Origin of the sequence: Janibacter anophelis NBRC 107843, assembly GCF_001570945.1 — a bacterium.
Taxonomy (GTDB): Bacteria; Actinomycetota; Actinomycetes; order Actinomycetales; family Dermatophilaceae; genus Janibacter; species Janibacter anophelis.
Genome location: NZ_BCSQ01000006.1, coordinates 16,980 through 42,252, shown reverse-complemented (window position 1 = coordinate 42,252; position 25,273 = coordinate 16,980). Strand labels below are relative to the sequence as shown.

General features: G+C 72.2%; 22 protein-coding genes and 1 pseudogene. 8 read left to right on the top strand and 15 right to left on the bottom strand.

The window, feature by feature from the left end; all coding sequences use genetic code 11:
* Positions 1-37: 37 nt before the first annotated feature.
* The 4 genes from JAN01S_RS02650 to JAN01S_RS02635 all read right to left on the bottom strand — a co-directional run bounded on the left by JAN01S_RS02650 (position 38) and on the right by JAN01S_RS02635 (position 5,793).
* Positions 38-2,629 (bottom strand): DUF4153 domain-containing protein, encoded by a 2,592-nt coding sequence (locus JAN01S_RS02650; protein WP_068313241.1) that lies wholly within the window; start codon positions 2,627-2,629, stop codon positions 38-40.
* Positions 2,626-3,330: a response regulator transcription factor gene (locus JAN01S_RS02645; protein WP_068313238.1), complete on the bottom strand. Its 705-nt coding sequence runs from the start codon at positions 3,328-3,330 to the stop codon at positions 2,626-2,628. The genes JAN01S_RS02650 and JAN01S_RS02645 overlap by 4 nt, the downstream gene beginning before the upstream one ends.
* 80 nt (positions 3,331-3,410) lie before the next feature.
* Positions 3,411-4,898, bottom strand: a complete 1,488-nt coding sequence (locus tag JAN01S_RS02640) for a VWA domain-containing protein (protein ID WP_068313235.1) — start codon at positions 4,896-4,898, stop codon at positions 3,411-3,413.
* Entirely contained in the window at positions 4,885-5,793 is a 909-nt protein-coding gene (locus JAN01S_RS02635; RefSeq protein WP_068313231.1) for an AAA family ATPase, read from the bottom strand. Before JAN01S_RS02635 ends, JAN01S_RS02640 begins: the two co-directional genes overlap by 14 nt.
* A 176-nt stretch (positions 5,794-5,969) precedes the next feature.
* Here JAN01S_RS02635 and JAN01S_RS02625 point away from each other — a divergent pair, with 176 nt between their 5' ends.
* Positions 5,970-6,893 carry a PfkB family carbohydrate kinase gene (locus JAN01S_RS02625; protein ID WP_068313225.1) on the top strand — a complete coding sequence of 308 codons (924 nt, stop codon included), beginning with the start codon at positions 5,970-5,972 and terminating at the stop codon, positions 6,891-6,893.
* Positions 6,894-6,984: 91 nt separating this feature from the next.
* Here JAN01S_RS02625 and JAN01S_RS16475 read toward each other — a convergent pair whose 3' ends face one another.
* The 3 genes from JAN01S_RS16475 to JAN01S_RS02605 all read right to left on the bottom strand — a co-directional run bounded on the left by JAN01S_RS16475 (position 6,985) and on the right by JAN01S_RS02605 (position 9,037).
* The gene (locus JAN01S_RS16475; protein ID WP_217999991.1) at positions 6,985-7,719 is read right to left on the bottom strand and encodes a class F sortase; all 735 of its coding nucleotides are present in this window, start codon (positions 7,717-7,719) and stop codon (positions 6,985-6,987) included.
* 7 nt (positions 7,720-7,726) lie between these two features.
* Positions 7,727-8,518 carry a hypothetical protein gene (locus JAN01S_RS02610; RefSeq protein WP_068313220.1) on the bottom strand — a complete coding sequence of 264 codons (792 nt, stop codon included), beginning with the start codon at positions 8,516-8,518 and terminating at the stop codon, positions 7,727-7,729.
* A gap of 90 nt (positions 8,519-8,608) precedes the next feature.
* Entirely contained in the window at positions 8,609-9,037 is a 429-nt protein-coding gene (locus JAN01S_RS02605; RefSeq protein ID WP_068313219.1) for a MerR family transcriptional regulator, read from the bottom strand.
* A 64-nt stretch (positions 9,038-9,101) separates the two neighbouring features.
* Here JAN01S_RS02605 and JAN01S_RS02600 point away from each other — a divergent pair, with 64 nt between their 5' ends.
* From JAN01S_RS02600 to JAN01S_RS02590, 3 genes are all read left to right on the top strand, one after another.
* Positions 9,102-10,298, top strand: a complete 1,197-nt coding sequence (locus JAN01S_RS02600; RefSeq protein ID WP_068313217.1) for an acyl-CoA dehydrogenase family protein — start codon at positions 9,102-9,104, stop codon at positions 10,296-10,298.
* Positions 10,299-10,318: 20 nt separating this feature from the next.
* A complete protein-coding gene (locus JAN01S_RS02595; RefSeq protein WP_068313213.1) occupies positions 10,319-11,881 on the top strand; it encodes an acyl-CoA carboxylase subunit beta in 1,563 nt (520 codons plus the stop codon).
* 189 nt (positions 11,882-12,070) lie between these two features.
* Complete coding sequence (locus tag JAN01S_RS02590; RefSeq protein WP_068313211.1) at positions 12,071-13,144, top strand: S8 family peptidase; 1,074 nt, start codon at positions 12,071-12,073, stop codon at positions 13,142-13,144.
* On the opposite strand, the gene JAN01S_RS02585 is transcribed toward JAN01S_RS02590, so the two are convergent.
* Complete coding sequence (locus tag JAN01S_RS02585; RefSeq protein WP_068313209.1) at positions 13,129-13,812, bottom strand: nucleoside triphosphate pyrophosphatase; 684 nt, start codon at positions 13,810-13,812, stop codon at positions 13,129-13,131. The genes JAN01S_RS02590 and JAN01S_RS02585 overlap by 16 nt on opposite strands.
* A gap of 90 nt (positions 13,813-13,902) precedes the next feature.
* Here JAN01S_RS02585 and JAN01S_RS02580 point away from each other — a divergent pair, with 90 nt between their 5' ends.
* Positions 13,903-15,174: a lipase family protein gene (locus JAN01S_RS02580; RefSeq protein ID WP_068313207.1), complete on the top strand. Its 1,272-nt coding sequence runs from the start codon at positions 13,903-13,905 to the stop codon at positions 15,172-15,174.
* Between the two features lie 112 nt (positions 15,175-15,286).
* Here the strand turns inward: JAN01S_RS02580 and JAN01S_RS16795 are convergent, their stop codons facing one another.
* Complete coding sequence (locus JAN01S_RS16795) at positions 15,287-16,210, bottom strand: hypothetical protein (RefSeq protein WP_157075563.1); 924 nt, start codon at positions 16,208-16,210, stop codon at positions 15,287-15,289.
* A gap of 56 nt (positions 16,211-16,266) precedes the next feature.
* Positions 16,267-17,952, bottom strand: a complete 1,686-nt coding sequence (locus tag JAN01S_RS02570) for a DUF885 domain-containing protein (protein ID WP_068313200.1) — start codon at positions 17,950-17,952, stop codon at positions 16,267-16,269.
* 71 nt (positions 17,953-18,023) lie between these two features.
* Here JAN01S_RS02570 and JAN01S_RS02565 point away from each other — a divergent pair, with 71 nt between their 5' ends.
* Positions 18,024-18,821, top strand: a complete 798-nt coding sequence (locus tag JAN01S_RS02565) for a methyltransferase domain-containing protein (RefSeq protein ID WP_068313196.1) — start codon at positions 18,024-18,026, stop codon at positions 18,819-18,821.
* 43 nt (positions 18,822-18,864) lie between these two features.
* Positions 18,865-19,389 (top strand): annotated as a pseudogene (locus JAN01S_RS02560) (ribonuclease H family protein); the annotation flags it as partial.
* A gap of 49 nt (positions 19,390-19,438) precedes the next feature.
* Here JAN01S_RS02560 and JAN01S_RS02555 read toward each other — a convergent pair.
* The 5 genes from JAN01S_RS02555 to JAN01S_RS02535 all read right to left on the bottom strand — a co-directional run bounded on the left by JAN01S_RS02555 (position 19,439) and on the right by JAN01S_RS02535 (position 24,453).
* A complete protein-coding gene (locus tag JAN01S_RS02555) occupies positions 19,439-20,536 on the bottom strand; it encodes a hypothetical protein (RefSeq protein WP_068313193.1) in 1,098 nt (365 codons plus the stop codon).
* A 98-nt stretch (positions 20,537-20,634) separates the two neighbouring features.
* A complete protein-coding gene (locus JAN01S_RS02550) occupies positions 20,635-21,309 on the bottom strand; it encodes an MOSC domain-containing protein (RefSeq protein WP_244884733.1) in 675 nt (224 codons plus the stop codon).
* A 132-nt stretch (positions 21,310-21,441) separates the two neighbouring features.
* The gene (locus JAN01S_RS02545; protein WP_157075562.1) at positions 21,442-22,383 is read right to left on the bottom strand and encodes a putative endonuclease domain-containing protein; all 942 of its coding nucleotides are present in this window, start codon (positions 22,381-22,383) and stop codon (positions 21,442-21,444) included.
* Positions 22,384-22,570: 187 nt separating this feature from the next.
* Positions 22,571-22,813 (bottom strand): acyl-CoA carboxylase subunit epsilon, encoded by a 243-nt coding sequence (locus JAN01S_RS02540; protein WP_068313188.1) that lies wholly within the window; start codon positions 22,811-22,813, stop codon positions 22,571-22,573.
* Entirely contained in the window at positions 22,813-24,453 is a 1,641-nt protein-coding gene (locus tag JAN01S_RS02535; RefSeq protein ID WP_068313185.1) for an acyl-CoA carboxylase subunit beta, read from the bottom strand. Before JAN01S_RS02535 ends, JAN01S_RS02540 begins: the two co-directional genes overlap by 1 nt.
* 24 nt (positions 24,454-24,477) lie before the next feature.
* Here JAN01S_RS02535 and JAN01S_RS02530 point away from each other — a divergent pair, with 24 nt between their 5' ends.
* Positions 24,478-25,266, top strand: coding sequence for a biotin--[acetyl-CoA-carboxylase] ligase (locus tag JAN01S_RS02530; RefSeq protein ID WP_068313181.1), 789 nt, complete (start codon positions 24,478-24,480; stop codon positions 25,264-25,266).
* Positions 25,267-25,273 lie beyond the last annotated feature (7 nt).

Below are 25,273 nucleotides of genomic sequence, written 5' to 3'. Positions count from 1 at the left end.
GCACGACGTGTGGCTGACCCTCGTAGGTGTGGCCGGCTCAGCGGCGGTCGCGACTGCTCAACGCGCACCCGACCGTGTCGGGGTACCCGGCGCGGATCTCGTCGGCGCGCGAGCGGGCGAGGTTCCACTCGGGCCAGGCGCTCCCTTCGTCGCTCGTCGTGGAGCGGGCGATGACGCACGCCTTGAGGTCGGCCGGCAGGTCGCTCTCGTGGATCGCCGGGACGGCGTCGTCGCCGAGCTGCGAGAGGTAGAAGGAGTCGATCTCGCCGGTCTCCTCGTACAGCGCGATGTTGCGTTCGGCGACGAAGCCACCGACATTGCCCAGGGACAGGCCCGCGACGAGCAGGGCGGCGGTGACCAGGACCGCGCGACCGAGCCACTGCCCGCGGACGAAGAGCGAGACGAGGACGGCGAGGACGACGATGCCGAGCCAGATCTCGAAGACGTCGACGTTGACCCGCAGGGCGGTGTATCCGAAGGCCTCCTGGTAGAGGGCCATGCGGCGCAGCGCGGAGGCGACGACGAGCAGGGTGAGGACGCAGAGCAGGGCGTTCATGGTCGTCATGACGCGGCGTGCCCGGTCGGTGTCCGCCCGGCCCCACGTGCGGACACCGGCGATGAGCAGCAGTACGAGGGCGGTCGCGAGGGTCAACTGGCCGAAGCCCTGCCGGGCGTACTCCGCATAGGTGACGCCGGCGGTGCGCATGACGTAGTCGTGGCCACCGATCGTGGCCGCGGCCTGCGCGACGATGAAGACGACGAAGACGGCGATGACGACGCCGAGCGGGACCTGCCACTCGCGGACCGGGATGCGCCGGTCGGTGAGGCGGTCGGCCCGCAGCTCGTCGACCTGCGGCGGGTTGATCGCGAGGTACAGGCCCGCGAGCGTCACGCCGGCGAAGAAGACGAGGGTGAAGACGCGCAGGACGAAGACATCGCTGATGTCGGGCACGAGCGCGGAGGCCCAGGAGCCGAGGACGGCGTCGGCGGAGGCGAGCAGCCCGCCGAAGACGAGCAGCAGCACCAGGCTGACGGCGGTCGTGCGCAGCGCCGACCAGGTGCGGCCGTGCTGCCCGAGCACGCGGACCGTGCGGTCGAGCAGCGGCAGCCCGCGCAGCGCCGAGGCGGGCCAGGCCGCGACGGCGGCGGCCATCCCGCCCACCCGCCGGGCGTCGGTGCAGGCGGTCGCCGCGAGGATCCCGGCCATGAGCACCGCGAGGAAGGTGTAGCCCGGGTGGGCCGTCAGGATCGTCGTCAGGCCGAGCGGCAGCGCGAGCGCCGCGGTGACCCACGACCACCGGGCCGAGCGTCGGGGCGAGGCGAGCCAGAGCGCGGCGCCACCCGCGGTGAGCACGAGCAGCAGCCCGATCCCGAGGTCGTTGTCCGGCAGCAGCACGGCCGCGAGGACGCCGACGGCCAGGGCCGCGAGGACGAGCCGCGGCTGGGGCGCGCTGTCGCGCTCCGGCCACCACCGTGACCACGAGAGCGAAGGGGGCCTCGCTCCCTGCGGAGGCGCGCCAGCGCCGTCTCGAAGGGCCGGCGTGGTGGGTACGGGATGGGCGGACATGACGCTCTCCTGGGTGGTGGGAGTGGGTGCGGGTCGGTGGGTGGCCAGCGGTGCGGGCGAAGGGGAGTCCGGCGGGCTCGTCGGGAGGGTCACCTGCAGCCGCGCGCCGGGGCCGTCGCCGAACGCCCGGATGGAGCCGCCGTGCATCGACACGACCCACGCGGCGATGGCCAGACCGAGGCCGGTGCCACCCCCTTCGTCCCCGCCGGGACCGAAGCGGTGGAAGAGCCGCTCCGCGCGCTCGGGCGACAGGCCGGGCCCCTCGTCGGCGACGGTGAGAGTCCACCGGTCGTCGTCGGTGCGTGCGGTGAGGGTGACGGTGCCGCCGGCGGGACTGTGCCGGACCGCGTTGTCGAGGAGGTTGGCGGTGACCTGCGCGAGGCGCGCGCGGTCGCCGGTGACGGTGAGGTCGGCGGGCTCGACGTCGGCGACGAGGGAGATCTCGCGGCCCTGGAGAGAGGCTTCGTCGATGGCGGCGTCGATCAGCTCGCGGACGCGGATCCGACTGGGGGAGAGGGGGATCCCCCGCCCATCGGGTCGGGAGAGGTCGAGCAGGTCGGTGACGAGACCGCCGAGGCGCTCGGACTGGGCGAGCGCCGCCCCGAGGCTCGCGTCGTCGGGTGCGGTGACGCCGTCCACGAGGTTCTCCAGCAGGGCCTGCTGGGCGCTGAGCGGCGTGCGCAGCTCGTGCGCGACGGTCGCGACGAGACGCCGGCGGTGCTCCTCGGCCTCGCGCAGCTCGTCGGCCATCGTGGCGAAGGCCCGCGCGAGCTCGCCCACCTCGTCCTGCCCGGTCGTGGTGATGGCGGCGTCGTAGTCCCCCTTCGCCATCCGCCGCGCGGCCGCGGTCATCTGCAGCAGCGGCGTCGTCATGCCCGAGGCGAGCCACCGGGTGACGACGAGCGCGACGCCGATCGTCGCGGGCAGCCCGAGCCACAGCGGGACCCCGGCGTCCGTGCCGACGGTGCCGACGACGGCTGCCACGAGGACGCTGGCGCCGACGAGCACCGCCAGCCGGGTGCGGATGGAGGACAGAGCGAGGAGGGGGGCGGCGCGGTTCACACCTGGCTCCCGTCGTGGAGGGCGTAGCCGACGCCGTGGACGGTGCGGATGCGGTGGGCGCCGACCTTGGCGCGCAGGGACTTGACGTGCGTGTCGAGGCTGCCGCGGCCCAGGCCCTCGTCCCAGCCCCAGAGGTCGCTGGCGATGCGCTCGCGGCGCAGGACGGCGCCGGGCTCGTGGGCGAGGATCGCGAGCAGGTCGAACTCGGTGGGTGTCAGGTGCACGACCTCACCGTCGACGGTGCAGCGCCGGGTGCGCTCGTCGAGGACGAGCCCGTCGACCTCGAGGGGGCCATCGGCAGCGCGGGAGAGCTCGGCGGCGCGCTCGACGCGGCGCAGCAGCGCACGGATGCGCGCGACGACCTCGCGCATGCGGAACGGCTTGGTCAGGTAGTCGTCGGCGCCGACGCCGAGGCCGACGATGATGTCGCTCTCCTCGTCGCGGGCGGTGAGCATGAGCACCGGCACCGGGCGCTCGGCCTGGATGCGGCGGCAGACCTCGAGCCCGTCGAACCCGGGCAGCATGAGGTCGAGGACGACGACCTGCGGGTCGTGCTCGGCGAAGGCGGCGACCGCTCCCGGCCCGTCGTGGGCCCGCGAGACCTCGAAGCCCTCCGCGACGAGGCGGTCGGTCAGGGCCTGGTTGATCGTCGGGTCGTCCTCGACGACGAGGACCCGCGGTGCGGGGGGAGTGGTGCTCATGACGCAAGGCTATGGAGCCGCACCGGTGGATCCCCGGGGCGAGATCTGGAGATTGTCTGCAGATCGCGGCGAAGGGGGGATCAGCCCACCGGGAGCCGCGAGACGAACTGCCGCAGCTGCTCGATGTTGCGCACCTCGTGCATGTCGACGACCTCGGCGTAGAGGCTCGCGACGGAGTCGCCGGTGTCCCACAGGCCGGCGCGCTCGGGGTTGAGCCAGGCGGCGTGCTTGGCCTGGCGCACGAGGATGCGCAGGGCTTCGACGCGCGGGTCGGTGCCGTTGGTGCGGGCGTCGCCGAGGATGAGCACGGTCGTGCGCGGCCCGATGGCGTGCAGGTGGTGCTCGACGCCGTCCTCGAAGGCGGAGCCGTAGTCGCTCGACCCGTGCCACCGCGTCATCTGCGCCTCTCGGGAGACCCGCTCGCTGATGTCCTCGCCGAACTGCGACTCGCGCACGAGGTCCGTGATGTCGTCGCACGTGTTGACGAAGCCGATGAACCGCACCCGTCGGAAGACGCCGGCGAGCGACTGCAGGAGCAGCATCGTGAAGCGGGAGAACCCCGCGACCGACCCGGACATGTCGCACAGCAGGACGATGTCGGCGCGGCTGCGGGTGCGGCGCTTGTACGCGGGGCGCACCGGCACCCCGCCCGTCGACATCGCGGCGCGCAGCGTGCGCCGGATGTCGATCGTGCCGCGGGCATGGCGCCGCTGGCGGGCGGCCAGCTTGGCGGCGAGCTTGCGGGAGAGGGGAGCGATGACCGCGTGGAGCTCGGCGGCCTCGGTCTTGCCGGTGAGCAGGAAGTCCTTGCGCTCCAACGGGTCCCGCACGCCGTAGCGGGAGATGCGGTCGCGTCCGCGGACCTCGGCGTTGCGCCGCGCGGCCTCGGTCTCGACGCGGCGGCGGAAGGCGCCGACCCGTCCCCGGATCTCGTCGCGGTCGTAGCGGTCGCTCAGCTGCTCGGGGCGCCATGCGCCGCCCTCGCCACCACCTCCACCGCCGGAGGCGCCGCCGCTGCCGGACCCCGACCCGCCCGAGCCCTCCCCGGATCCGCCCGTGACATCGCCGGCGTCCCGGGCCCGTTGCAGCGCAGCGGCGATGGCCGTCTGCGGGGCCAACCGTTCGATGGCCTGGTTGGCCGACCAGCCACCGCTCGACGACTCGTTGGACAGCCGACCGAGCTCCCGCAGGGCGCGGGCGGCGAGCCGGTCCAGCTCGTCATCGTCGCCGCGGGCGAGCGCGTCGACGAGGTCCTCGCGGATCGCCGCGGCGCGCTCCCGCGCACCCCGGGTGTCGACGGGGGCCGGGTCCTCCCCTTCGCCCGTGCGGTGACCGACCGCGGAGGGGAAGTGAATGTCGAAGAGCTGGTCGAAGACCGCCCGGTCCGCCGACCGCCGCATCATCGTCGCGGCCAGCCCGGCACGCAGTCGCTCGCGGTCGTGCAGGCCGAGCGCCGTTGCGGCAGAAGCGGCGTCGGTGATCTCGGAGGTCCCGACGGTCACCCCGTGACGGCGAAGGGAGCGGGCCAGGTCGACGAGCCGCTCGCCGAGCGGATCAGGCGAGGGCACGGTCCAGGTCCAGGGTCTTGGCCGCGATCTCGATGTCCTCGCGGTGCTTGAGGACGACCCCGAGGGTGGCCCGCACGAGCTCCGGCTCCAGCCCGCCACCCGTGCCGAGGCTGACGAGCGTGCGCGCCCAGTCGATCGTCTCGGCGACGGCGGGGGACTTGCGCAGGCGCATGCCGCGCAGTGCCCCGACGAGGCGCACGATGGAGGCGGCGAGGGTCTCGTCGAGGTCGGGCACCGTCAGGCGCACGATGCGCAGCTCGAGGTCGGCCTCGGGGTAGTCGATGTGCAGGTAGAGGCAGCGGCGGCGCAGGGCCTCGGAGAGCTCTCGGGTGGCATTGGACGTCAGGACGACGAAGGGGGTCTGGCTCGCCGTGATCGTCCCGAGCTCGGGCACCGTGACCTGGAAGTCGGAGAGCACCTCGAGCAGCAGGCCCTCGATCTCCACGTCGGCCTTGTCGAGCTCGTCGATGAGCAGCACGGTGGGGTGCTCGTTGCGGATCGCGGTGAGCAGCGGGCGGGCGAGGAGGAACTCGTCCGTGAAGATGTCCTCCTTGACCGACGACCAGTCGGCCTCGTCCTCGCCCCGGGCGTCGTGGTGCGCGCCGGCGGCGGTGATGCGCAGCAGCTGCTTGGCGTGGTTCCACTCGTAGAGGGCGCGGGCCTCGTCGACGCCCTCGTAGCACTGCAGGCGCACGAGCTCACCGGACGTGGCGGACGCGACGGCGGCCGACAGGGCGGTCTTGCCGACACCCGCGGGACCCTCGATGAGCAGCGGCTTGCCGAGCTGGTCGGCGAGGTAGACCGTCGTCGCGATCTCGTCGGAGGCGAGATAGCCCACGGCAGCGAGGCGCTCGCGGACGTCGTCGACGGAGGCGAACCGGGGAGTGTGCGTCATGCAGGCATTCTCACAGGTGGCCCGCCGGACCGCGCATCTCCCCGGGGAAATGCGCGGTCCTGTCGTCCTGAGGGCGCATCTCCCCGGGCGCCCGCGCGGGATCGGTCGGGCGAAGGGGGTGGGTCGCCCATCGCAGTGCGCCCCACGCCGGCGTGCGCTGGGTAGCGTGACGGTCCATGAGCCCCCGGGTCATCCACACCGCCCAGGCCCTCGTCGACGTCGTCCTCGAGGTGCCCGCCCTGCCGCGTCGCGGTGGCAACGTCATGGCCGCCAGCTCGGCGCGCTACGCCGGGGGAGCAGCGACGATCCTGCTCGCCGCTGTGCGCTCGGGCGCGCAGGCCGTCCACGCCGGGGCCCACGGCCGCGGTCCCAACGGCGACCTCGTGCGCGAGACGCTTGCAGCAGAAGGCATCTCGCTCCCTTCGCCCGTCGTCGAAGACCTCGACACCGGGGTCTGCGTCGTCCTCGTCGAGCCGTCCGCGGAGCGGACCTTCGTCACGACGCAGGAGGCCGAGCGGCGGATCACGCCGGAGTCGCTGCAGACGAGCGCCCCGGTCGCGGGCGACCTCGTCTGCGTCAGCGGCTACAGCCTGCTCGAGCCGACCCGCGACCCACTGCTCACCTGGCTGGAGTCCCTGCCCGACGACGTCGTGGTCGTGCTCGACCCGGGTGCGGTCTTCGCGGAGCTGGACGACTCCCTTCGCGCTCGGGTCGTCGCGCTGACGGACGTGTGGACCGGCAACGCGGAGGAGTCCGAGGACTACGGCGGGGCGCAGGGGATGGGCCCGGCGGCCGAGGCCGTCGCGGCGAAGCTCAAGCCGGGCGCCGTCGCCGTCGTCCGTGACGGCGAGCACGGGTGCGCCGTGCACGCCGAGGGCACCACGACGGTCGTGGCCGGCTACCCGGAGAAGCCCGTCGACACCAACGGCGCCGGCGACACCCACACGGGTGTCCTGCTCGCGGAGCGGGCGAAGGGGGCGGCCTGGCCCGACGCGTGCCGCCGTGCCAATGCCGCGGGCGCGATCAAGGTGACCCGCAAGGGACCGACGAGCGCGCCCACGGCTGCCGAGATCGACGACTACCTCGCCGGGCGAGGTTGAGGGGTCTCGAGACGCTTGCTGCGCAAGCTCCTCGACCAGCGTTGGGTGGGGCCCTGACCCGCGTTGGGTCTGAGCCCCGACCAGCGTTGGCTCAGCCCTCCTCGACCAGCTCGGCGTAGACGACGACGTTGTCGACGTGGTGGCCGGTCTCGCCGTCGAAGTGTCCGCCGCAGGTGATCAGGCGCAGCGCGGCGTGGTCGACCTCGCCGTAGACGTCCTCGGTGGGGAACTCGGTCTTCGGGTACTGGCCGACGTCGCTCACCTCGAAGACCGCGGTCGAGCCGTCCTCGCGGTCGACCTCGATCCGCTGCCCCGTGCGCATCGAGCCGAGCTCGAAGAAGACGGCCGGTGCCTTGTCCCAGGTGACGTGGGCGGCCATGACCGCCGGGCCGAGCTCGCCCGGCGTGGGGCTGCCGATGAACCACCCGGTGCTCGTGCCGTCCTGCGGGACCTCCATGGTCTCGTCCGGCTGCAGCCCCAGGTCGATGACCGGGCTCGTCACACCGAGTGAGGGGATCGACACGGAGGTCGGGTGCGAGCGGGACATCCGCGGGACGGCGGGCGGAGACGACGGTGAGGCGCCCATGTGGTGCCCGGCGTGCCCGGACCCCGACGAGGTGGCGGAGGGGGACGAGGTGGGGGAGGGGGATGACGAGCCGCCGTGACCGGCGTGCCCCCCGTGGGACACCGCGGTCGGCGGCGGCATCCGGGTCTCCTGCTGCGACAGGCCGTAGGCGGTCAGCCCACCGCCCGTCGCGGTGAGGACCGCGGCCGCGATCGCCACCCCCCTGAGGCGGCGATCGCGGTCACGGGTGCGCTGGGGCACGATCTGCTCAGCTCTCCCGAGCCAGGCGACGGCGGTAGGCGAGCAGCCCACCGGCGAGGACGAGGGCACCGGCCCCGGCGCCGAAGGCACCCATCGCCTCGACGCCCTCCGTCGTGCCACCGCCGGTGGCGACGCCACCCGCGGGCGGAGCGCCGACGGCTGCACCGGTCACCGTGCCGCACGTGGCCGGGTTGGTCGCCTCCTCCGGGATGTCGTTGACGCCGACGGACTTGGCGAAGCTCGACTCGCCGAGCGCGTCGAGGTCGTACTTGCCGTTGCCGTTGGCGTCCAGGCCGTGCTGCACGATGTGCAGGTTCTTCAGCTTCGCGCCGGCCCCCTCGGGCAGGGTGATCGTCCGCGAGTACGACAGGTTGCCGTCCGCGTCCGCGGTGGGCATGCGGTCGACGGCGAGCCCGCTGTCGGGGCTCGTGTCGCCCTTCGTCGTCAGCGAGATCATGATGTCGCCGTAGGTCGGCAGGCCCTCCTCGGTGTTGACCTGGCCGTCGCCGTCCGCGTCCGCGGCGGAGGTGGGACAGGTGAAGTCCTTGTTGTCCTCGAAGGACCCGTGGAAGTGCTGGGCGTGCGGCGAGTTGGGGGTGAATCCGGTGCCCGTGATGTCGACGGTCAGCTGGTCGCCGGCGATCGTCAGGTGGGCGGTCGAGGACGAGCCGCTGTTGTTGCCCATCGTGTCGGTGAGGTTCATGGTCCACTTCTCGTCGGCGCTGGCGCCGGTGGCGCCCGCGAGGACGATCGCGCAGGCGGCCGGGGTGGCGAGGGCGGCCTTGGTGAGGGTTCGCATGTGCCTGACTCCTTTGTCGTCGCCCGGGCCGGTCTCGGGTGACCGGGGGGCTCGTGTCAGGCGTTCGGAGCGAAGGGGGGACCGGATGGGTCAGCGTGTGTCGAGCTCCTCGCGGCAGCGCCGCTCGAAGGTGTCGAGCTCGGCCAGGGCGTCCTCGATGTCGCGCCGACGCTGCTCCAGGTCGGCCCGGCGCTCGTCGATCTGGCCGAGCACGTAGGTCAGCTGGCTGCGCCGACCGCGGGGCGCGTCGTAGAGGTCGATGATCTTGGCGATCTCGTCGAGGGGGAACCCGAGCCGCTTGCCACGCAGCACCAGCCCCAGGCGGGTGCGGTCACGCCGGTGGAAGATGCGCGTCGTGCCCTGCCGCTCCGGCGCGATCAGGCCGATGTCCTCGTAGTGCCGCACCGTGCGGGTCGTCACGCCGAACTCGTCCGCGAGCTCGCGGATCGTCCACGTCCGACCGCGCTCGTCGGGGACGTCACCGCCCGGCGGGGTCGCCCCCTTCGTCACGCTTGTCATGACCCCGGATGATGCTTTACGTTGACGTCAACGTCAAGCAGTCGTCGTCAAGGAAGACACAGGCATGTTCGAGCTCTCGCAGGACCACGAGGACTTCCGCGCCAGCGTGCGCGACTTCGCGGAGAAGGAGGTCGAGCCGCACGTCGCCCAGTGGGACAAGGACCACCACTTCCCGGTCGACGTCGTGCACACGATGGGGCGGCTGGGCTACTTCGGCCTCGTCGTCCCCGAGCGCTGGGGCGGCTCCGCCGAGACCGTCGACGGCGTCGTGCAGTCCGACTTCACCGCTCTGTGCGTGGCGATCGAGGAGCTCGGCCGCGTCGACCAGTCGATCGGCATCACGCTCTCGGCGGGCGTCGGCCTGGGCATCAACCCGATCCTCACCTACGGGTCCGACGAGCAGCGCGACACGTGGCTGCCCGACCTCGTCGCCGGCCGCACGCTCGCCGGCTTCGGCCTGACCGAGCCCGACGCCGGCTCCGACGCCGGCGGCACCCGCACGACGGCCAAGCGCGACGGTGACGAGTGGGTCATCGACGGTGCCAAGTCCTTCATCACCAACTCCGGCACCGACATCACCTCCCTCGTCACCGTCACCGCCCGCACCGGCACGAGCGAGGAGGGCCGCCCGCAGATCTCCGCGATCATCGTCCCGAGCGGCACGCCCGGCTTCACCGTCGAGGCGCCCTACGACAAGCTCGGGTGGAACATCTCCGACACCCACGGCCTGAGCTTCACCGGCTGCCGCGTCCCGGCGAGCAACCTCGTCGGCGCCGAGGGGCAGGGCTTCCGCCAGTTCCTCAAGACCCTCGACGACGGTCGCATCGCCATCTCCGCGCTCGCGACCGGCCTGACCCAGCGGATGCTCGAGCTGGCGACCGACTACGCCGGGACCCGCACCGCCTTCGGCCGCCCGATCGGCGCCAACCAGGGCGTGGCCTTCCAGGTCTCCGACCTGGCCGTCATGGCGGAGACCTCGCGCGTGCTCACCTACAAGGCCGCGTGGCTCAAGGACGAGGCCGACCGCGGCCGGCGCTCCACCCAGGAGGTCGCCAAGGCCGCGTCGATCGCCAAGCTCTACACCTCGGAGGCTGCGGTGAGCGCGACCCGCATCGCGACCCAGGTCTTCGGCGGCAACGGCTTCATGGAGGAGTACCCCGTGGCCCGCTTCTACCGCGACGCCAAGATCCTCGAGATCGGCGAGGGCACCTCGGAGGTCCAGCGCATGGTCATCGCCCGTCACCTCGGCCTGCCGGTCTGATCGAAGGGAGAGAGGCACCCGTGAGCAGCTACCCCCTGGACCCCAAGGTCGAGGACGTGCGGCAGCGCATCCGCGCCGCCCGCGAGGCCTCCGAGCGCCCGAGCGACAAGGCCGCGGCGAAGCTCGAGTCGCAGAACAAGCTCTACGTCCGCGACCGCATCGCGCTGCTGCTCGACGAGGGCAGCTTCGTCGAGGACGGCCGCTACGCCAACGCGCTCGCGGCCGGCCTGCCCGCCGACGGTGTCGTCACCGGCCGTGGCCTCGTCGACGACCGGCCGGTCATCGTCATCGCCAATGACCCGACGGTCAAGGCCGGCTCGTGGGGTGCCCGCACGGTCGAAAAGATCGTCCGCGCCACCGAGACCGCGCTGCGCGAGGAGCTGCCCGTCTTCTGGCTCGTCGACTCTGCCGGCGCGCGCATCACCGACCAGGTCGAGATGTTCCCCGGGCGTCGCGGCGCCGGGCACATCTTCCACAACCAGGTCGCCCTCTCGGGCAAGGTCCCGCAGATCTGCTGCCTCTTCGGCCCGAGCGCCGCGGGTGGCGCCTACATCCCGTCCTTCACCGACCTCGTCATCATGGTCGAGGGCAATGCGTCGATGTACCTCGGCAGCCCCCGCATGGCCGAGATGGTCGTGGGGGAGCGGGTCTCCCTCGAGGAGATGGGCGGTGCGCGCATGCACTGCACCGTCAGCGGTGTCGGGGACGTGCTCGTCGCCGACGACACGGAGGCGATCGAGACGGCGAAGCTCTGGCTGAGCTACCTCCCGCTCAACTGGCGCGCTGATCTCCCTTCGTACGCACCGGAGGCGCCGTCCACCGAGCTGACGGCCGCGACGATCCCGGAGCGGGAGAGCCAGCCCTTCGACATCCACGACGTCATCGACGGACTCGTCGACGACGACTCCTTCTTCGAGGTCAAGCAGCTCTTCGCCCCCGAGCTCGTCGTCGGCCTGGGCCGGATGGCCGGGGAGACCGTCGGCATCGTCGCCAACAACTCGATGGCCAAGGGCGGGGTGCTCTTCTCCGACAGCGCGGACAAGGCCGCGCGCTTCATCTGGCTGTGCGACGCCTACTCGATCCCGCTGGTCTACCTCGCCGACGTGCCGGGCTTCATGATCGGCTCCGAGGTCGAGCGCGCCGGCATCATCCGCCACGGCGCCAAGATGGTCTCGGCCGTCGCGTCGGCGACGGTGCCGCAGTTCTGCGTCGTCGTGCGCAAGGCCTACGGCGCGGGCCTCTACGCGATGGGCGGGCCGGGCTTCGCCCCCGACGCGACGATCGCGCTGCCCACCGCCCGCATCGCCGTCATGGGCCCCGAGGCGGCGGTCAACGCGGTCTACGCCAACAAGATCGCGCAGGTCGAGGCGGACGAAGGGGAGGCCGCCCGCGACGAGTTCATCGCCGCCCGGCGCGCCGAGTACGAGGAGGACGTCGACCTCGAACGCCTCGCCGCCGACCTCGTCCTCGACCAGGTCATCGAGCCCGAGGAGCTGCGTGACGAGTTGCTCGCCCGGTTGCGTCACGCCCGCGGCCGGGACCGGCGCTTCTCCGAGCGGCGGCGGGGGATCCCGCCGGTGTGACGCTCGGCCCACGAATATCGGGTCACCCGAGAAACCCCGGCTGAGCAAGAGTTCCAAACCCTTGCTGAGCCGGGGATTGTCGGGTCACCCGATAAACCCGAGGCGAAGGGGGTCACATCCGCTCGCGCTGCGAGCCGCGGACTTCGTCGTTACCGTGGAGTAACCACATCCCCTGACGAAGGATCACTGATGAAGCGCTGGACTGCTCCCTTCGCCGCCGCTGCCTGTGCGATCGGCCTCGTGGCCACCGCCGGCTCGGCCGGCGCGACCACCGACGACCCGCTGCGAGAGGACCTGTGGGGCCTGGACCAGGTCCACGCCGAGCAGGCCTGGTCGGCCAGCCGTGGTGAGGGCGCCGTCGTCGCCGTCATCGACACCGGCGTCGACCTGGGTCACCCCGACCTGGCCGGCCGTCTCGTGCCGGGTGCCGACTTCGTCTGCGGTGAGCAGGCCGGCTCCTGTGGTGACGGCGGGTGGAAGGGCCAGGACGGCGTCGGCCAGGAGTCGGACGTCCACGGCACGCACGTCGCGGGCACGATCGCGGCCGTCGCGGACAACGGCATCGGCGTCGCCGGTGTCGCGCCCGACGCCAAGATCATGCCGATCAAGGTCCTCGAGGACGGCTCGGGCACCAACGAGGACATCGCCGAGGGCGTGCGCCACGCCGCCGACAACGGCGCCGACGTCATCAACCTCAGCCTCGGCGGCCTGCCGGGCACGCAGATCTTCTCCATCCTCGGTCTCGACACGACGATGCAGGACGCCATCCAGTACGCCCGCGACAAGGGCACGCTCACCGTCGCCGCGGCGGGCAACACCTCGACGCTGCTGTGCAACGACCCGGCCTTCAGCAGCGACTCGATCTGCGTCGGCGCGACCGACCGCAACCAGCTGAAGTCCTACTTCTCCGAGCTGCCGGTGAAGCTCAGCGGCAAGGGCGTCGCCGCTCCCGGCGGCTCCGGCCGTCTCCTCGGTGGCGACTGCTCCGAGGACATCCTCTCGACGGTGCCGCGCGGCACCGGTACCGACGAGTGCGGTGAGGGCACCGACTACGCGGCCTTCGCCGGGACCTCGATGGCCACGCCGCACGTCGCCGGTGTCGCCGCGATCCTCTTCGCCCAGGGCCGCAGCATGACCAACGTCGAGGAGGCCATCCTCTCGACCTCGCGGCACCCGCTGCTCGGTATCCGGGGCGGCTACAGCGCCCTCTACGGCCGCGGCATCGTCGACGCCGAGGCCGCGGTGGCCTACCCCCGCGACTGACCCGAGGCGACCTCCCACCAGTCGACCCCGAGGTCGGTGAGGAGTCGCCGCAGCAGGGGCAGGCACAGCCCGATGACGGTGCTCGGGTGCCCCTCGATCGACTCGACGAAGGGGGCACCCAGCCCGTCGAGGGTGAAGCCGCCCGCCACGTGCAGCGGCTCCCCGGTGGCGACGTAGCCCTCGATCTCGGTGTCGGTCACCGATGCGAACCTGACGGTCGCACTCGCCGGAGCCCCGGCGGTGCGGCCGTCACGCATGTCGACGAGGTGGTGCCCGGTGTGCAGCACCGCGGAGCGCCCGCGCATCGCCCGCCACCTCTCGAGGGCCACCTCGGGCGTGCCCGGCTTGCCGTGGACCCGCCCGTCGACCTCGAGCACCGAGTCGCACCCCAGGACGAAGGGGGCATCCCGCCCGTGGTCCCCTCGCGAAGCGACGGCCGTCCCCTTCGCCTCTGCCAGCAGCTGCGCCAGCGCGGCGGGGGAGAGGTGCGGATCCCGCTGCCGCGCCGCGTCCTCGACGGCCGGCTCGTCGACGTCGCTGACGACCACGAGCGGGTCGATCCCGCTGGCTCGCAGCAGGGCCAGGCGGGCGGGGGACGCGGAGGCGAGGACGAGTGAGGCCACGACCACATCATCTCCCTTCCATCTGACCGACGAGTACGCCACCATGGGACCACCGCCACACCCTGACGACGTCGTCCGGCCAGCAGCACCCTGTCTGCTCGGGGGACATCGATCCCTCTTCATGACAGGAAGTTCATGTCCTCCACCAAGATCCGCGCCGCCGCCGCAGCCGCCGTGGCCGTCGCGATCGGCCTGCCCCTGGCCGGCCAGGCCACCGCTGGTCCGGCCGACGTCCCCGGCACCGCCGGTGCCCAGACCCTGACCAACACCCCCGAGGCGCCCCGCCCTGCCTTCTACGAGCCGCCGGCCACCATCCCCTCGACGCCGGGCACGCTCATCCGCAGCGAGCCGGCCCCCTTCCTCCTCGACCCGCTCGACCTGTCCTCCAGCGTGGTCACCGCGACCCGCGTCATGTACTCCTCGACCGACGGCCAGGGCCGGCCGATCGCCGTCACCGGGACCGTCTTCGTCCCGAAGACCAGCTACTCGGGCAGCAGCAAGCGGCCGTTGATCTCCTACGCCGTGGGCACCCAGGGCATGGGTGACCAGTGCGCCCCGTCGCAGCAGATGGAAAACCTCATCGAGTACGAAGGTCTCGGCATCGCGCCGCTCGTCTCGCGCGGCTACGCCGTCTCGATCACCGACTACCAGGGCCTGGGCACGCCGGGCACGCACACCTACATGGCCCGCGAGCCCCAGGGCCGCGCCGTCCTCGACATGGCGCGCGCCACCAAGAATCTCGATGGCAGCGGGATCACCGACGCCAACCCGATCGGTCTCATGGGGTACTCGCAGGGTGGTGGCGCGGCGGCGTCCGCGGCCGAGCTCGCCAGCAGCTACGCGCCCGAGCTCGACATCAAGGGCTCGGCGATCGGTGCCCCGCCGGCCGACCTGGGCAAGGTCGGCAAGAACATCGACAGCTCGCTGTACTTCGCCTTCGCGACCTTCGCCCTGCTGGGCGCGGCCCAGGCCGAGTCGATCGACCCGGCCCCGTACCTCAATGCCGAGGGCAAGCAGCTCGCCAGCGAGGTCGAGAGCGCCTGCGTGTTCGACCTGTTCAGCTACTCCTTCAAGGACTCGGGCACGTACACGACGACCGGGCAGAAGCTCTCCGTGCTCCTCGACGAGGAGCCCTTCAAGCCGGCCGTCGACCGGCAGCGGATCGGCAAGCTCAAGCCCAACGCCCCCGTGCAGATCAACCACGCGCTCGCCGACGACGTCATCCCGTACTCGGTCGGCAAGCAGCTGGGCAGCGACTGGTGCGACAAGGGTACCCGGGTCAGCTTCAACACCGGCGTCACGCCGACGCACATCGGCGGCATGGCGCCGCACGTGGCGAAGTCGTTGGCCTTCTTCGAGTCCCGCTTCGCCGGGTACAACCACGTCAACAGCTGCTGGCTCCTCTGAGCCAGCGACACCCGGGCGATGTCCGCAGGAGCCAAAAGCTCCCGCGACGAGCCGCGAAGGGGGCGTCACCGGTGATCCGGTGGCGCCCCCCTTCGTCACGGGGGCCCGGAGATCAGGAGCGGGTGGCGCCGGTGATGGCGTCCCGGGAGCCGTCGGCGACGCGGTCGCCGTCGAGCTGGAGGACGAGCAGCGAGCCGTCACGGTTGCGGTAGCTGACCGACGAGCCGTCGGTCGAGCTGCGCGACCACGCGCCGGGGTTGGGGCCGGCGCCCGATCCGAGGATGCTGCGGACCTGGTCGTTGGCGTAGTCCCACGCGCCGGAGTCGCTCTTGCCCCAGGCCCGGACGAAGGCGTCGGCATAGGCCGACACGGTCTGCGGCAGCCCGTCGCCGGCATCGGTCGGGGCGGTCGTGGGCTCGCCGCTCGAGAGCACGGCGGAGGTCACGGCGTGCTCGTCGCCGGCACCGAGAGCGGTGTGGTCGACGACGAGCGTCAGGGTGCGCGAGCCGTCGGAGTAGGTCACCTGAGTGCTGCCGGCGTACTCGGTCGTCCCGGTGCGCTGCCACCCACCGCCGCCGTTGCCCGCCTGGCCGAAGAGCGCGCTGACTGCCGCGCCCGTGCCGTAGGTGGAGGCGTCGGTGCGGTCGCCCTTGCCCCAGGCCCTCACGAAGGCATCGGCGTACTCGCCGGCGCTGCTGGGCAGCTGTGCGCCGGGGGCATCGTTCGTCGGGTCGTCCGAGGAGGGACCCGACGAGGAGGACGGGGACGCGGAAGGGGAGGAGGACGGGGACGCGGAAGGGGACGCGGAGGACCCCGACGGCGAGCCACCGGCGGACGAGGACGTGGTGCGTCGCCCGCTCGTCGATGACGGCGAGCTCGTCACCGTCTGCGTCGTCGGCGCGTTGCTCGTCGAGCTGGAGTATGTGACTGTGACCGTCTCCGGCCCCGGGCTCGCGCCGTCGTCGGGCTGCGCGGAGCACCCGGCGACGACCGCCGATGCCGCCGCCAGGCAGATGGACCCCCTGAGGAACCTCACGGCACCCAGCGTAGTTGCGTCAGGGGATCGCGCGTGGGCCATCGTGCTCAGGTCCGTCAGTCGCCGAGGACGGCGGTGCGCAGGGTGTCGAGCCCGACCCCGCCGATATCGAGGGCGCGCCGGTGGAAGGCCTTGAGGTCGAAGTCGGCACCCTCGCGGCGCGCGGTCTCCTCACGCAGCTGCAGCCACAGCCGCTCGCCGATCTTGTAGCTCGGGGCCTGCCCCGGCCACCCGAGGTAGCGGTCGAGCTCGAAGCGCAGGAAGCCCTCGTCCATGTTGGCGTGCGCCGAGAGGAAGTCCCACGCCTTGTCATACGTCCAGGCCCCTCCGCCGACCTCGGCCGGTGCCTCGAAGCCGCAGTGCACGCCGATGTCGAGGACGACGCGAGCGGCGCGCAGCGACTGACCGTCGAGCAGACCCATCCGGTTGCCCGGGTCGTCCATGTGGCCGAGCTCGGCCATGAGCCACTCGGCGTAGAGCGCCCAGCCCTCGCCGTGGCCCGAGGTCCACGAGGCGAGGCGGCGCCAGCGGTTGAGCAGCTCCTTGCGGTGGACCGTCTGGCCGACCTGCAGGTGGTGGCCCGGGACGCCCTCGTGGTAGACCGTCGTCAGCTCGCGCCAGGTGCCGAACTCGGTGACCCCCTTGGGCACGGACCACCACATGCGCCCCGGACGGGAGAAGTCGTCGCTCGGCCCCGTGTAGTAGATCCCGCCCGTCTCGGTGGGGGCGATGCGGCACTCGATGGTGCGCACCGGCTCGGGGATGTCCACGTGTGGGTCGAGCAGCCGGATCGCCTCGTCGGCGGTCGTCTGCATCCACTCGCGCAGGGCGTCGGTGCCGTGCAGCTGGTAGCGCGGGTCGGCATCGAGGGCGGCGATGGCCTCCTTGACCGTCGCCCCCGGGCGGATGCGGTCGGCGACCGCCGCCATCTCGGCGGTGATGCGGGCGAGCTCCTCCTGGCCCCACGCATAGGTCTCCTCCAGGTCGACGCGCGCGCCGAGGAAGTCCCGCGAGTACAGCTCGTAGGCCTCCCGCCCGCACGCGTCCTCCTGCGGGGCCCGGTCACGGCGGAGCGCGCCGAGGCGGGTCGCGAGGTCGCGGTGGGCCTGCGCGGCGGCCTCCACGGACCGTTGCAGGTCCGCCGCGACGGAGTCCGGCAGGGCGGCGCCACCCTCGAGGGTCGCGCCGGCCAGCAGCCCGGCGAAGTACCCGTCGGGGGCGGTGAGGTCGGCGCACTGCTCGATGCAGCGTTCGTACTGACGAAGGGGGGCGATCGCCCCCTTCGTCGCTGCGGCGGTGAGCGACTCGGTCCACTGCTCAAGGGCGGTGGGCACCTTGGCCAGGCGGGTGGCGAGGGTCGCCCAGTCGTCCGCGGTGTCGGTGGGCATGAGGTCGAAGACGTCGCGCACGGACTGCATGGGGGAGGCGATGACGTTGATCTGCTGCAGGTCCAGGCCCGCGGCGTGGATCTCCTCGGCGAGCCCGAGGCGCTCGCGCATCGCCTCGAGCGTCACGCGGTCGACGTCGTCGACGGGGGTGGCGCCGTCGAGCGCCGCCAGGGTGCGGCGCCGCAGCTGCGAGCCCGCCTCGAAGCCGGCGGGGGAGAGGTCGTCGAGGTCGCTCTCGTGGCCCGGCAGACCGAGGTAGGTCGCGGTGATGGGGGACAGCTCGACCTCGGCGTCGAGGTGGTCCTCGGCGATGCGGTCGATCTCGGTCCTGGGGCGGCTCTGCTCCTGTGTCACATGCCGGACGGTACCTGCCTGCACTGTGGGCGGTGGGCTCGAGGGCTCGGTGTCGGTGCCACGCTCGAGGCATGCACCCTTATCTGCACGGGCACGCCGCGCCGGTCGTCGCTGCGCACGCCGCTCGCACGGTCGACAACTCGGCCGCCTACCTGGCCGCGCACCTGCGGCCCGGGATGCGCGTCCTCGACGTGGGGTGCGGACCTGGCTCGATCACGCTGGACCTCGCCCGGCGGGTGGCTCCCGGCGAGGTCGTGGGCATCGACGCGTCCGCGTCGGTCATCGCGTCGGCTCGCGCGGCGGCCGAGGCCGCGGGTGACTCCCGCACGCGGTTCGAGACGGCGGATGCGATGCGGTTGCCCTTCGACGACGGCGCCTTTGACGTGGTGCACGCCCACCAGGTCCTGCAGCACGTACCCGACCCCGTCGGGATGCTCCGCGAGATGGCCCGCGTGACCCGTCCAGGTGGCCTGGTCGCGGCGCGCGACGCCGACTACGAGGCGATGACGTGGGCTCCCGCGCACCCCGGGCTCGATCGATGGCTCGAGCTCTACCGGGCGGCGGCCCGGGGGACCGGGGGCGAGCCGGACGCCGGTCGGTACCTGCTCGGGTGGGCCCACGCCGCCGGGCTCACCGGGGTCACGGCGACCGCATCGGTGTGGTGCTTCGCGGACGACGCCGCGCGCCAGTGGTGGGGTGGTCAGTGGCAGCGGCGGGCCGTCGGGTCCGGATTCCACGACCAGGTCGTCGGGCAGGGACTCGCCGACGCAGCGGAGATCGCGCAGGTCGTCGATGGTTGGCGGGAGTGGACGGACTCACGGGACGGCTGGTTCGTCATCGTGCACGGTGAGATCCTCGCGAGCGTCTGATAGGAAGGCGGCCCACCCCCCTTCGTCCCACCGGAGTGATCGCATGACCCTGACCGCCGCCGCCGACGGCTCCGCCCTCGGCAACCCCGGACCCGCCGGCTGGGGCTGGTACATCGACGAGGAGCGGTGGGACCGAGGCGGGTGGGCGCACGGGACCAACAACATGGGCGAGCTGACCGCGGTCCTCGACCTGCTGCAGCAGACGGCGCACCTCGGCGAGGACCTGCACGTCATCTGCGACAGCCTCTACGTCATCAAGTCGATCACCCTGTGGTTGCCGGGCTGGAAGGCCAAGGGCTGGCGCAAGAAGGACGGCAAGCCGGTCCTCAACCTCGAGATCATGCAGGCGCTCGACGCGGCGATGGCGGGGCGTGCGGTGACCTTCGAGTGGGTCAAGGGGCACACCGGTCACGAGCTCAACGAGCACGCGGACCGGCTCGCCACGAGCGCGGCCGCGGCATGGGCGAAGGGGGTCGCCCCCGATCGCGGACCCGGCATCGCGGGTGCACGGGCGGGTGCTGCCGCAGTCGGCGAGCAGGTGGCCGTGGGTGGGGAGCCGGAGCTCGAGGAGCCGCTCTCCCTCTTCTGAGGTCCTGGCCTCCTCCGACCGGTGGGTGCTACGAGTGCTGGAAGGGGACGTCGCGTCGCACCAGCCGTGACGAGAGCTCGCCCGCGGCCTCCGGACGCGCCGCGCCCAGGGTGACGGTCACGACGGAGCCGTCGGAGGTGACCTCGTCGAGGCCATAGGTCTCGGCGAGCTTGCGGCCCCGTGAGTCCCTGCCGTCGGTGAACAGCTCCTCCAGCGGAGCGACGGAAGCGTCGGCCGACTCCTCGTCGGCGAAGTGGTAGACGGCGACCATCCGGGGATCCCCGTCCGGCGCCGCCCACCCGAGACCCACCGCGTCGAAGGCGTGATCCGGCAGCGGCCCGACCTGCTGCGCTGCGCCGGGGACGCGTGCGTAGTCGCCCACCCGGAAGTTGCTGCCGACGACGAGCTGGGCCGAGATGACGTCCTGGGCGTCGAGGGCCTCCGCCAAGGCGCTGGCCCGTGGGTCGTCGGCCAGGGTGCTCTCGGGCCCACCCTCCAGCCAGTCCTGCGTGTCGGAGGTCGAGGACGAGACCGCGAGTCGTCCGTCACGGTGGGCCATGCGGACGGGGGCACCCATCGGCTGCACCACGGTCCTGCGCGAGATGTCTCCGCGCCCGTCCTCACCGTCACCGACGGTGCGCACGCCGTCGGCGACCTCCGGCAGGTGCTCGAGCGTCGAGTCGTCGAAGTCTCCGGCGAGGGAGGCGAAGGTGCCGGGCAGGTCAACGACCTCCGCGTAGGAGGTGACATCGACCGCGGACCATCCCGCGATGTCGTGGAACTCCTGCGTCTGGTAGGTCATCCGCGGGTTGGTCACCTCCGGCATTTGGGCGATCACCGGTGCGAAGGAGTCGTCCCGCTTCATGCCCGAGAGGGGCCCGACCCAGGCCGTGATGGCCTCGGGGCTGAGGTCGGTGGGTCGCTCCAGGCCGGCGGCCTCGGTCGCGGCGTCGAGGTCGACGACGCGGACGGTGTACTCGCCGTCGTCGGGCTGCGGGAGCTCGGCGAGCCCGGCGGTGATGCCGGTGTCCTCCTCGCTGTCACTCGCCAGGTCGAGGAGTCCGCAGCCGGTGGTGCCCAGGACGGCGAGCGTCAGGCCGACAGCGATCGTGGCGCGCTTGGTCACGGGTCCCCCTTCGTCATGCACCACCGCGCCCCTCGCGGTGGTTCACCCGGCCACGCTACCGGGGCGCTCGTGGCTCGGCCGGATGAGGGAGTGCACGGTCAGAGTCGGCGCTCGATCAAGCGCTCCAGCTCCGTGCGACGGGCGCCGGTCAGGGCGCCCGAGCCGATGGCCGTCCGGGCCGCGTCCATGTCGCCGAACCAGGCCCGCAGGTACGTCGGCAGCGTCAGGCCCGAGCCCGAGGGTGTGACCTCGATGGAGTCGCCCGGACGGATCTCGCCGGGCTCGAGCACCTGCAGGTAGGCGCCGCTGCGCCCGTGCGCCGCGAAGCGCTTGACCCATCCGCGTTCGCCCATCCGCGCGGCGAAGGTCGCGCACGGCACGCGTGGCCCGCGGACCTCGAGCAGCGCCGAGCCGACGCGCCACCGGTCGCCGACCTCGGCCGCGTCGACGTCGAGCTCCGCGGTCGTGAGGTTCTCGCCGAACATCCCGTGCGGCAGCTCGCGCCCGAGCTCGCGCTCCCACTGGTCCAGCTCCTCACGGGCGAACGCGTAGACCGCCTGGTCGGACCCTCCGTGGTGCCGTCCGTCGCCGACGTGGTCACCGACCACACCGGAGACACCCGCCCCGTCGACGACGCGCTTGGGGCCGGGGTCGCTCACGTGGATGACGTCCACGGGCGTCTTGCCGATGCCGGTGGGTCGCCCCTTGGGGACGCGTTGCAGCATCGGGCGCCCGATGTTGACGGACAGCACGCGGGGAAGGGAGGTGGCCACCGGACGAGGCTACGTCGCCCCCTTCGCTCCTCATGGCGCCGACCTGGCGGTTCGAAGAAGAAGCGCGAGGTGTAGGTCGCGCGTCTTCTTCGAATGGCGTGACCCGCGAGCGACGAAGGGCGGGCACATCCGTCAGCCGGGCGTGGCTCGCCGAGAGAGCTCGGCGTGCGCAGCGACGACCTGGTCGAGGAACTCCTCACGGTGCAGGCGCAGACCGATGAGGTTCATCCTCAGGATGAGGTCCCCGCCGACGGTAAGGGCGTTCTGGCGCAGGTGGTCGTGTGTCACCTCCAGTCCGGCGGAGTGGGCGGCCCCGTCGATCTCGAGCGCGAGGCCGATGTCCTCCCAGCAGACGTCGAGGTAGCGCGTCCGGCCGTCGACACGGCGAACGGCCTGACGCGTCGGTGGCGGGAGTCCACGTCGCCGCAGGGCAGGTACCAGGTCGAGCTCACCCACGGACTGGGCTCCGTCGGCGATGTCGTCGATGAGTTGTGCCACCACCGCACGCCGTCGACGACCCCGGTACTGGGCGTGGGTCGTCCGCAGGTGCTCCGCGGTCGTGATCCGTTGTTGCACGGGCAGGACGAGGAAGAGGGCGGCCTGTCGGTCGGTGACCGCCCACTGTGCGGCTCGCAGGGCAGCCAGCGGTGGCGGGGTCCGCGGCAGACCGGGCAGGGACGCCTCGGTCTCCGTGCGGCGAGAGACCTTGTGCTGGACGACGCCCTCGATTGGCCGGACCTGACACAGGTGGTGGAGCGACACGTGCACCGTCGTGTCGGACAGGCCGGTGACGCCGGCGATCTGCAGGCTCGTCACACCGTCGACCCGGGCGTCGCCACAGCTCTCGTGGACAGCGCGCCACGCCTGCCCGACGGGAGAGAGCTCGCCGGTGTGCACGGACACGGTGTGCCGGCCGTGCAGGCGCCACCGGCCGGCCCTCACATGGGCGGCGACGCGGTCCCTCCCGATCCCGAGCGCGCGCAGGTCCTTCCGCGACAGGACCCCGCCGGTGGCGTCAGCAGCCTCGAGCGCGGACTGGTTCATTCGTTGAGAGATCTCGCGTCGCCCACCCATGTGGTTGAGGCTGGCCCGTCAGCGGCGTGCAGCCGGGGTGGGACCGTCGTCTGTGGACGAGGTGGTTCGCTCGGTCGAAGGTGTGGACGAGTGGCTGCCCCGATCGAAGAAGGACCGCGACCTGGAGGTCGCGGTCCTTCTTCGAATCAGCACTCGTGGGCGGCCAACACCCGCAGGAGGTGGTGGGTCAGCGGGGGAGGCCGGAGGCGATCCACCCGCCGGGTGCGGGGTACACCGCCGGACGGACGAGCCGCGCGGGGTTCGACCAGGCCGAAGGGGGAGCCGCAGGGGCCTCCCCTTCGCCACCGCCCAGACCGGACAGGACCGCGACGAGCGCGGCGACCTGCTCGGGTGAGGCGTCGCCGAGGACCTCGATGCGCGGGCCGGCGGGGGCCGCCGGCTGCTCGGTGTCCTGAGCCTGCGAAGCCATCACAGCGGAATGTTCCCGTGCTTCTTGGGCGGCAGCGTCTCGCGCTTGGTGCGCAGCGCCCGCAGCGCCTTGGAGACGTTCATCCGCGTGTTGCTCGGGGTGATGACCGTGTCGATGTAGCCGCGCTCGGCGGCGACGTACGGGTTGGCCAGCGCGTCCTCGTAGGCGGTGATGAACTCCTGGCGCGCCTCCTCGACGTCGCGACCCTCGGCCTCGGCGGCCGCGAGCTGCTTGCGGTAGAGGATGTTGACCGCGCCCTGCGCGCCCATGACGGCGATCTGGGCGGTCGGCCACGCGAGGTTGATGTCGGCGCCGAGGTGCTTGGACCCCATGACGTCGTAGGCGCCGCCGTAGGCCTTGCGGGTGATGACCGTGACGAGCGGGACGGTGGCCTCGGCGTAGGCGTAGATGAGCTTGGCGCCGCGGCGGATGATGCCGTTCCACTCCTGGTCGGTGCCGGGCAGGAAGCCGGGGACGTCGACGAAGGTCAGGACCGGCACGTTGAAGGCGTCGCAGGTGCGCACGAAGCGCGCGGCCTTCTCCGACGCGTCGATGTCGAGCGTGCCGGCGAACTGCATCGGGTTGTTGGCGACGATGCCGACCGACTGGCCCTCGACCCGGGCGAAGCCGCAGATCATGTTGGGCGCGAAGAGCGGGTGCACCTCGAGGAACTCGCCGTCGTCGACGACGGTCTCGATGACCGCCTTCATGTCGTAGGGCATGTTCGCCGAGTCGGGGATGATCGTGTCGAGCGTCAGGTCGGTGTCGTTGACCGCGAGGTCGAGCTCGCCGCCGTAGAGCGGCGCGGTCTCGAGGTTGTTGCTCGGCAGGTACGACAGGAGCGCCTTGACGTAGTCGATGGCGTCCTCCTCGTCGGTGCCCATGTAGTGCGCGACTCCGGACTTGGTGTTGTGCGAGCGGGCGCCGCCGAGGTCCTCGAACTCCACGTCCTCACCGGTGACCGTCTTGATCACGTCGGGGCCGGTGATGAACATGTGCGAGGTCTGGTCGACCATGACGGTGAAGTCGGTGACGGCGGGGGAGTAGACAGCACCGCCGGCGCACGGGCCCATGATGAGCGAGATCTGCGGGATGACACCCGACGCGTGCACGTTGCGCTTGAAGATCTCGCCGTACAGGCCGAGCGAGACGACGCCCTCCTGGATACGAGCGCCGCCGGAGTCGTTGAGCCCGATGACCGGGCAGCCGATCTTCATGGCGAAGTCCATGACCTTGGTGATCTTCTCGCCGAAGACCTCACCGAGGGACCCACCGAAGACCGTGAAGTCCTGCGCGAAGACGGCGACCTGACGGCCGTCGACCGTGCCGTACCCGGTGACGACACCGTCGCCGTAGGGACGGTTGGCCTCCTGGCCGAACGCCGTCGACCGGTGCCGTGCGTACTTGTCCATCTCGACGAAGCTGTCCTCGTCGAGGAGGAGGGCGATGCGCTCACGGGCAGTCTTCTTGCCGCGGGCGTGCTGCTTCTCGACGGCACGCTCCGAACCTGCGTGCGCGACCTCGGCCACCCGACGCTTGAGGTCGGCGAGCTTGCCGGCCGTCGTGTGGATGTCGATGTCGTCGGGGACGTCGGTGCCACCGATCGCCTGAGCGTCAGTGGTCTGGGTGCTCTGGGACATGAGGCGCAGCCTAGCCTTGCCGGCATGCTCATCCCGATCGACGTCCATCGTCTGGCCAGAGAGTTGTCGAGGTCACACGGGTGGGGCGACCCCGTCCACCTCGATGTCACCGGCTCGACCAACGCCGAGGCGATCGAGCGGGCGCAGCCGTGGTCCCCGGTCCTCGCGGAGCTGCAGACCGCCGGCCGGGGGCGGCTCGGCCGCGCCTGGCAGGAGGTGCCTCGGGCCGGCCTGGCGATGTCGGTGCTCGTGCCCGTCATCGACCGCGCGGGCTGGTTGCCGCTGGCCGCCGGGCTCGCGGTGCGCGGGGCCCTGGAGCAGCACGGCGTCCGGGCCGGCCTGAAGTGGCCCAACGACGTCCTGCTGCCGGACGACGGGGACCGCAAGGTCTGCGGCATCCTCTGCCAGATGCTCCCGGGCGGCGGAGGCATCGTCGTCGGCATCGGCATCAACGTCCACCACGACCGCGACCAGCTGCCCGTGGCGACGGCCTCCTCCCTTCGCCTCGTCGGGGCGGAGGTGGACCGCACCGCGCTCGCCGCGGACGTGCTCCGCCGGCTGCGCGCGCTCCACGAGGACCTCGCTGCCGGCGAGGAGCAGGCGAAGGGGGTCCGTCGCGCCTACCGCGACGCCTGCGTCACCATCGGGCGCGAGATCGACGTCCACCGGCCCGACGGGTCCGTCGACCGCGTCACCGCCACCGGCGTCGACGACGAGGGCCGGCTCGTCGTCACGGGCGAGGGTGGCTCGGATACCGTGGCCGCTGGTGACGTGCAGCACATCCGACCTGCCGGCACGCCGCCGCGCCCCTGACGGGCCC

What these genes read in the sequence shown, in the direction of transcription:
- JAN01S_RS02645 (WP_068313238.1), bottom strand. Translation starts at nt 3,330, where the DNA reads ATGAGCACCACTCCCCCCGCACCGCGGGTCCTCGTCGTCGAGGACGAC.
- JAN01S_RS02635 (WP_068313231.1), bottom strand. Translation starts at nt 5,793, where the DNA reads ATGACGCACACTCCCCGGTTCGCCTCCGTCGACGACGTCCGCGAGCGC.
- JAN01S_RS02625 (WP_068313225.1), top strand. Translation starts at nt 5,970, where the DNA reads ATGAGCCCCCGGGTCATCCACACCGCCCAGGCCCTCGTCGACGTCGTC.
- JAN01S_RS02610 (WP_068313220.1), bottom strand. Translation starts at nt 8,518, where the DNA reads ATGCGAACCCTCACCAAGGCCGCCCTCGCCACCCCGGCCGCCTGCGCG.
- JAN01S_RS02605 (WP_068313219.1), bottom strand. Translation starts at nt 9,037, where the DNA reads ATGACAAGCGTGACGAAGGGGGCGACCCCGCCGGGCGGTGACGTCCCC.
- JAN01S_RS02600 (WP_068313217.1), top strand. Translation starts at nt 9,102, where the DNA reads ATGTTCGAGCTCTCGCAGGACCACGAGGACTTCCGCGCCAGCGTGCGC.
- JAN01S_RS02590 (WP_068313211.1), top strand. Translation starts at nt 12,071, where the DNA reads ATGAAGCGCTGGACTGCTCCCTTCGCCGCCGCTGCCTGTGCGATCGGC.
- JAN01S_RS02585 (WP_068313209.1), bottom strand. Translation starts at nt 13,812, where the DNA reads ATGGTGGCGTACTCGTCGGTCAGATGGAAGGGAGATGATGTGGTCGTG.
- JAN01S_RS02580 (WP_068313207.1), top strand. Translation starts at nt 13,903, where the DNA reads ATGTCCTCCACCAAGATCCGCGCCGCCGCCGCAGCCGCCGTGGCCGTC.
- JAN01S_RS02565 (WP_068313196.1), top strand. Translation starts at nt 18,024, where the DNA reads ATGCACCCTTATCTGCACGGGCACGCCGCGCCGGTCGTCGCTGCGCAC.
- JAN01S_RS02545 (WP_157075562.1), bottom strand. Translation starts at nt 22,383, where the DNA reads ATGGGTGGGCGACGCGAGATCTCTCAACGAATGAACCAGTCCGCGCTC.
- JAN01S_RS02540 (WP_068313188.1), bottom strand. Translation starts at nt 22,813, where the DNA reads ATGGCTTCGCAGGCTCAGGACACCGAGCAGCCGGCGGCCCCCGCCGGC.
- JAN01S_RS02535 (WP_068313185.1), bottom strand. Translation starts at nt 24,453, where the DNA reads ATGTCCCAGAGCACCCAGACCACTGACGCTCAGGCGATCGGTGGCACC.
- JAN01S_RS02530 (WP_068313181.1), top strand. Translation starts at nt 24,478, where the DNA reads ATGCTCATCCCGATCGACGTCCATCGTCTGGCCAGAGAGTTGTCGAGG.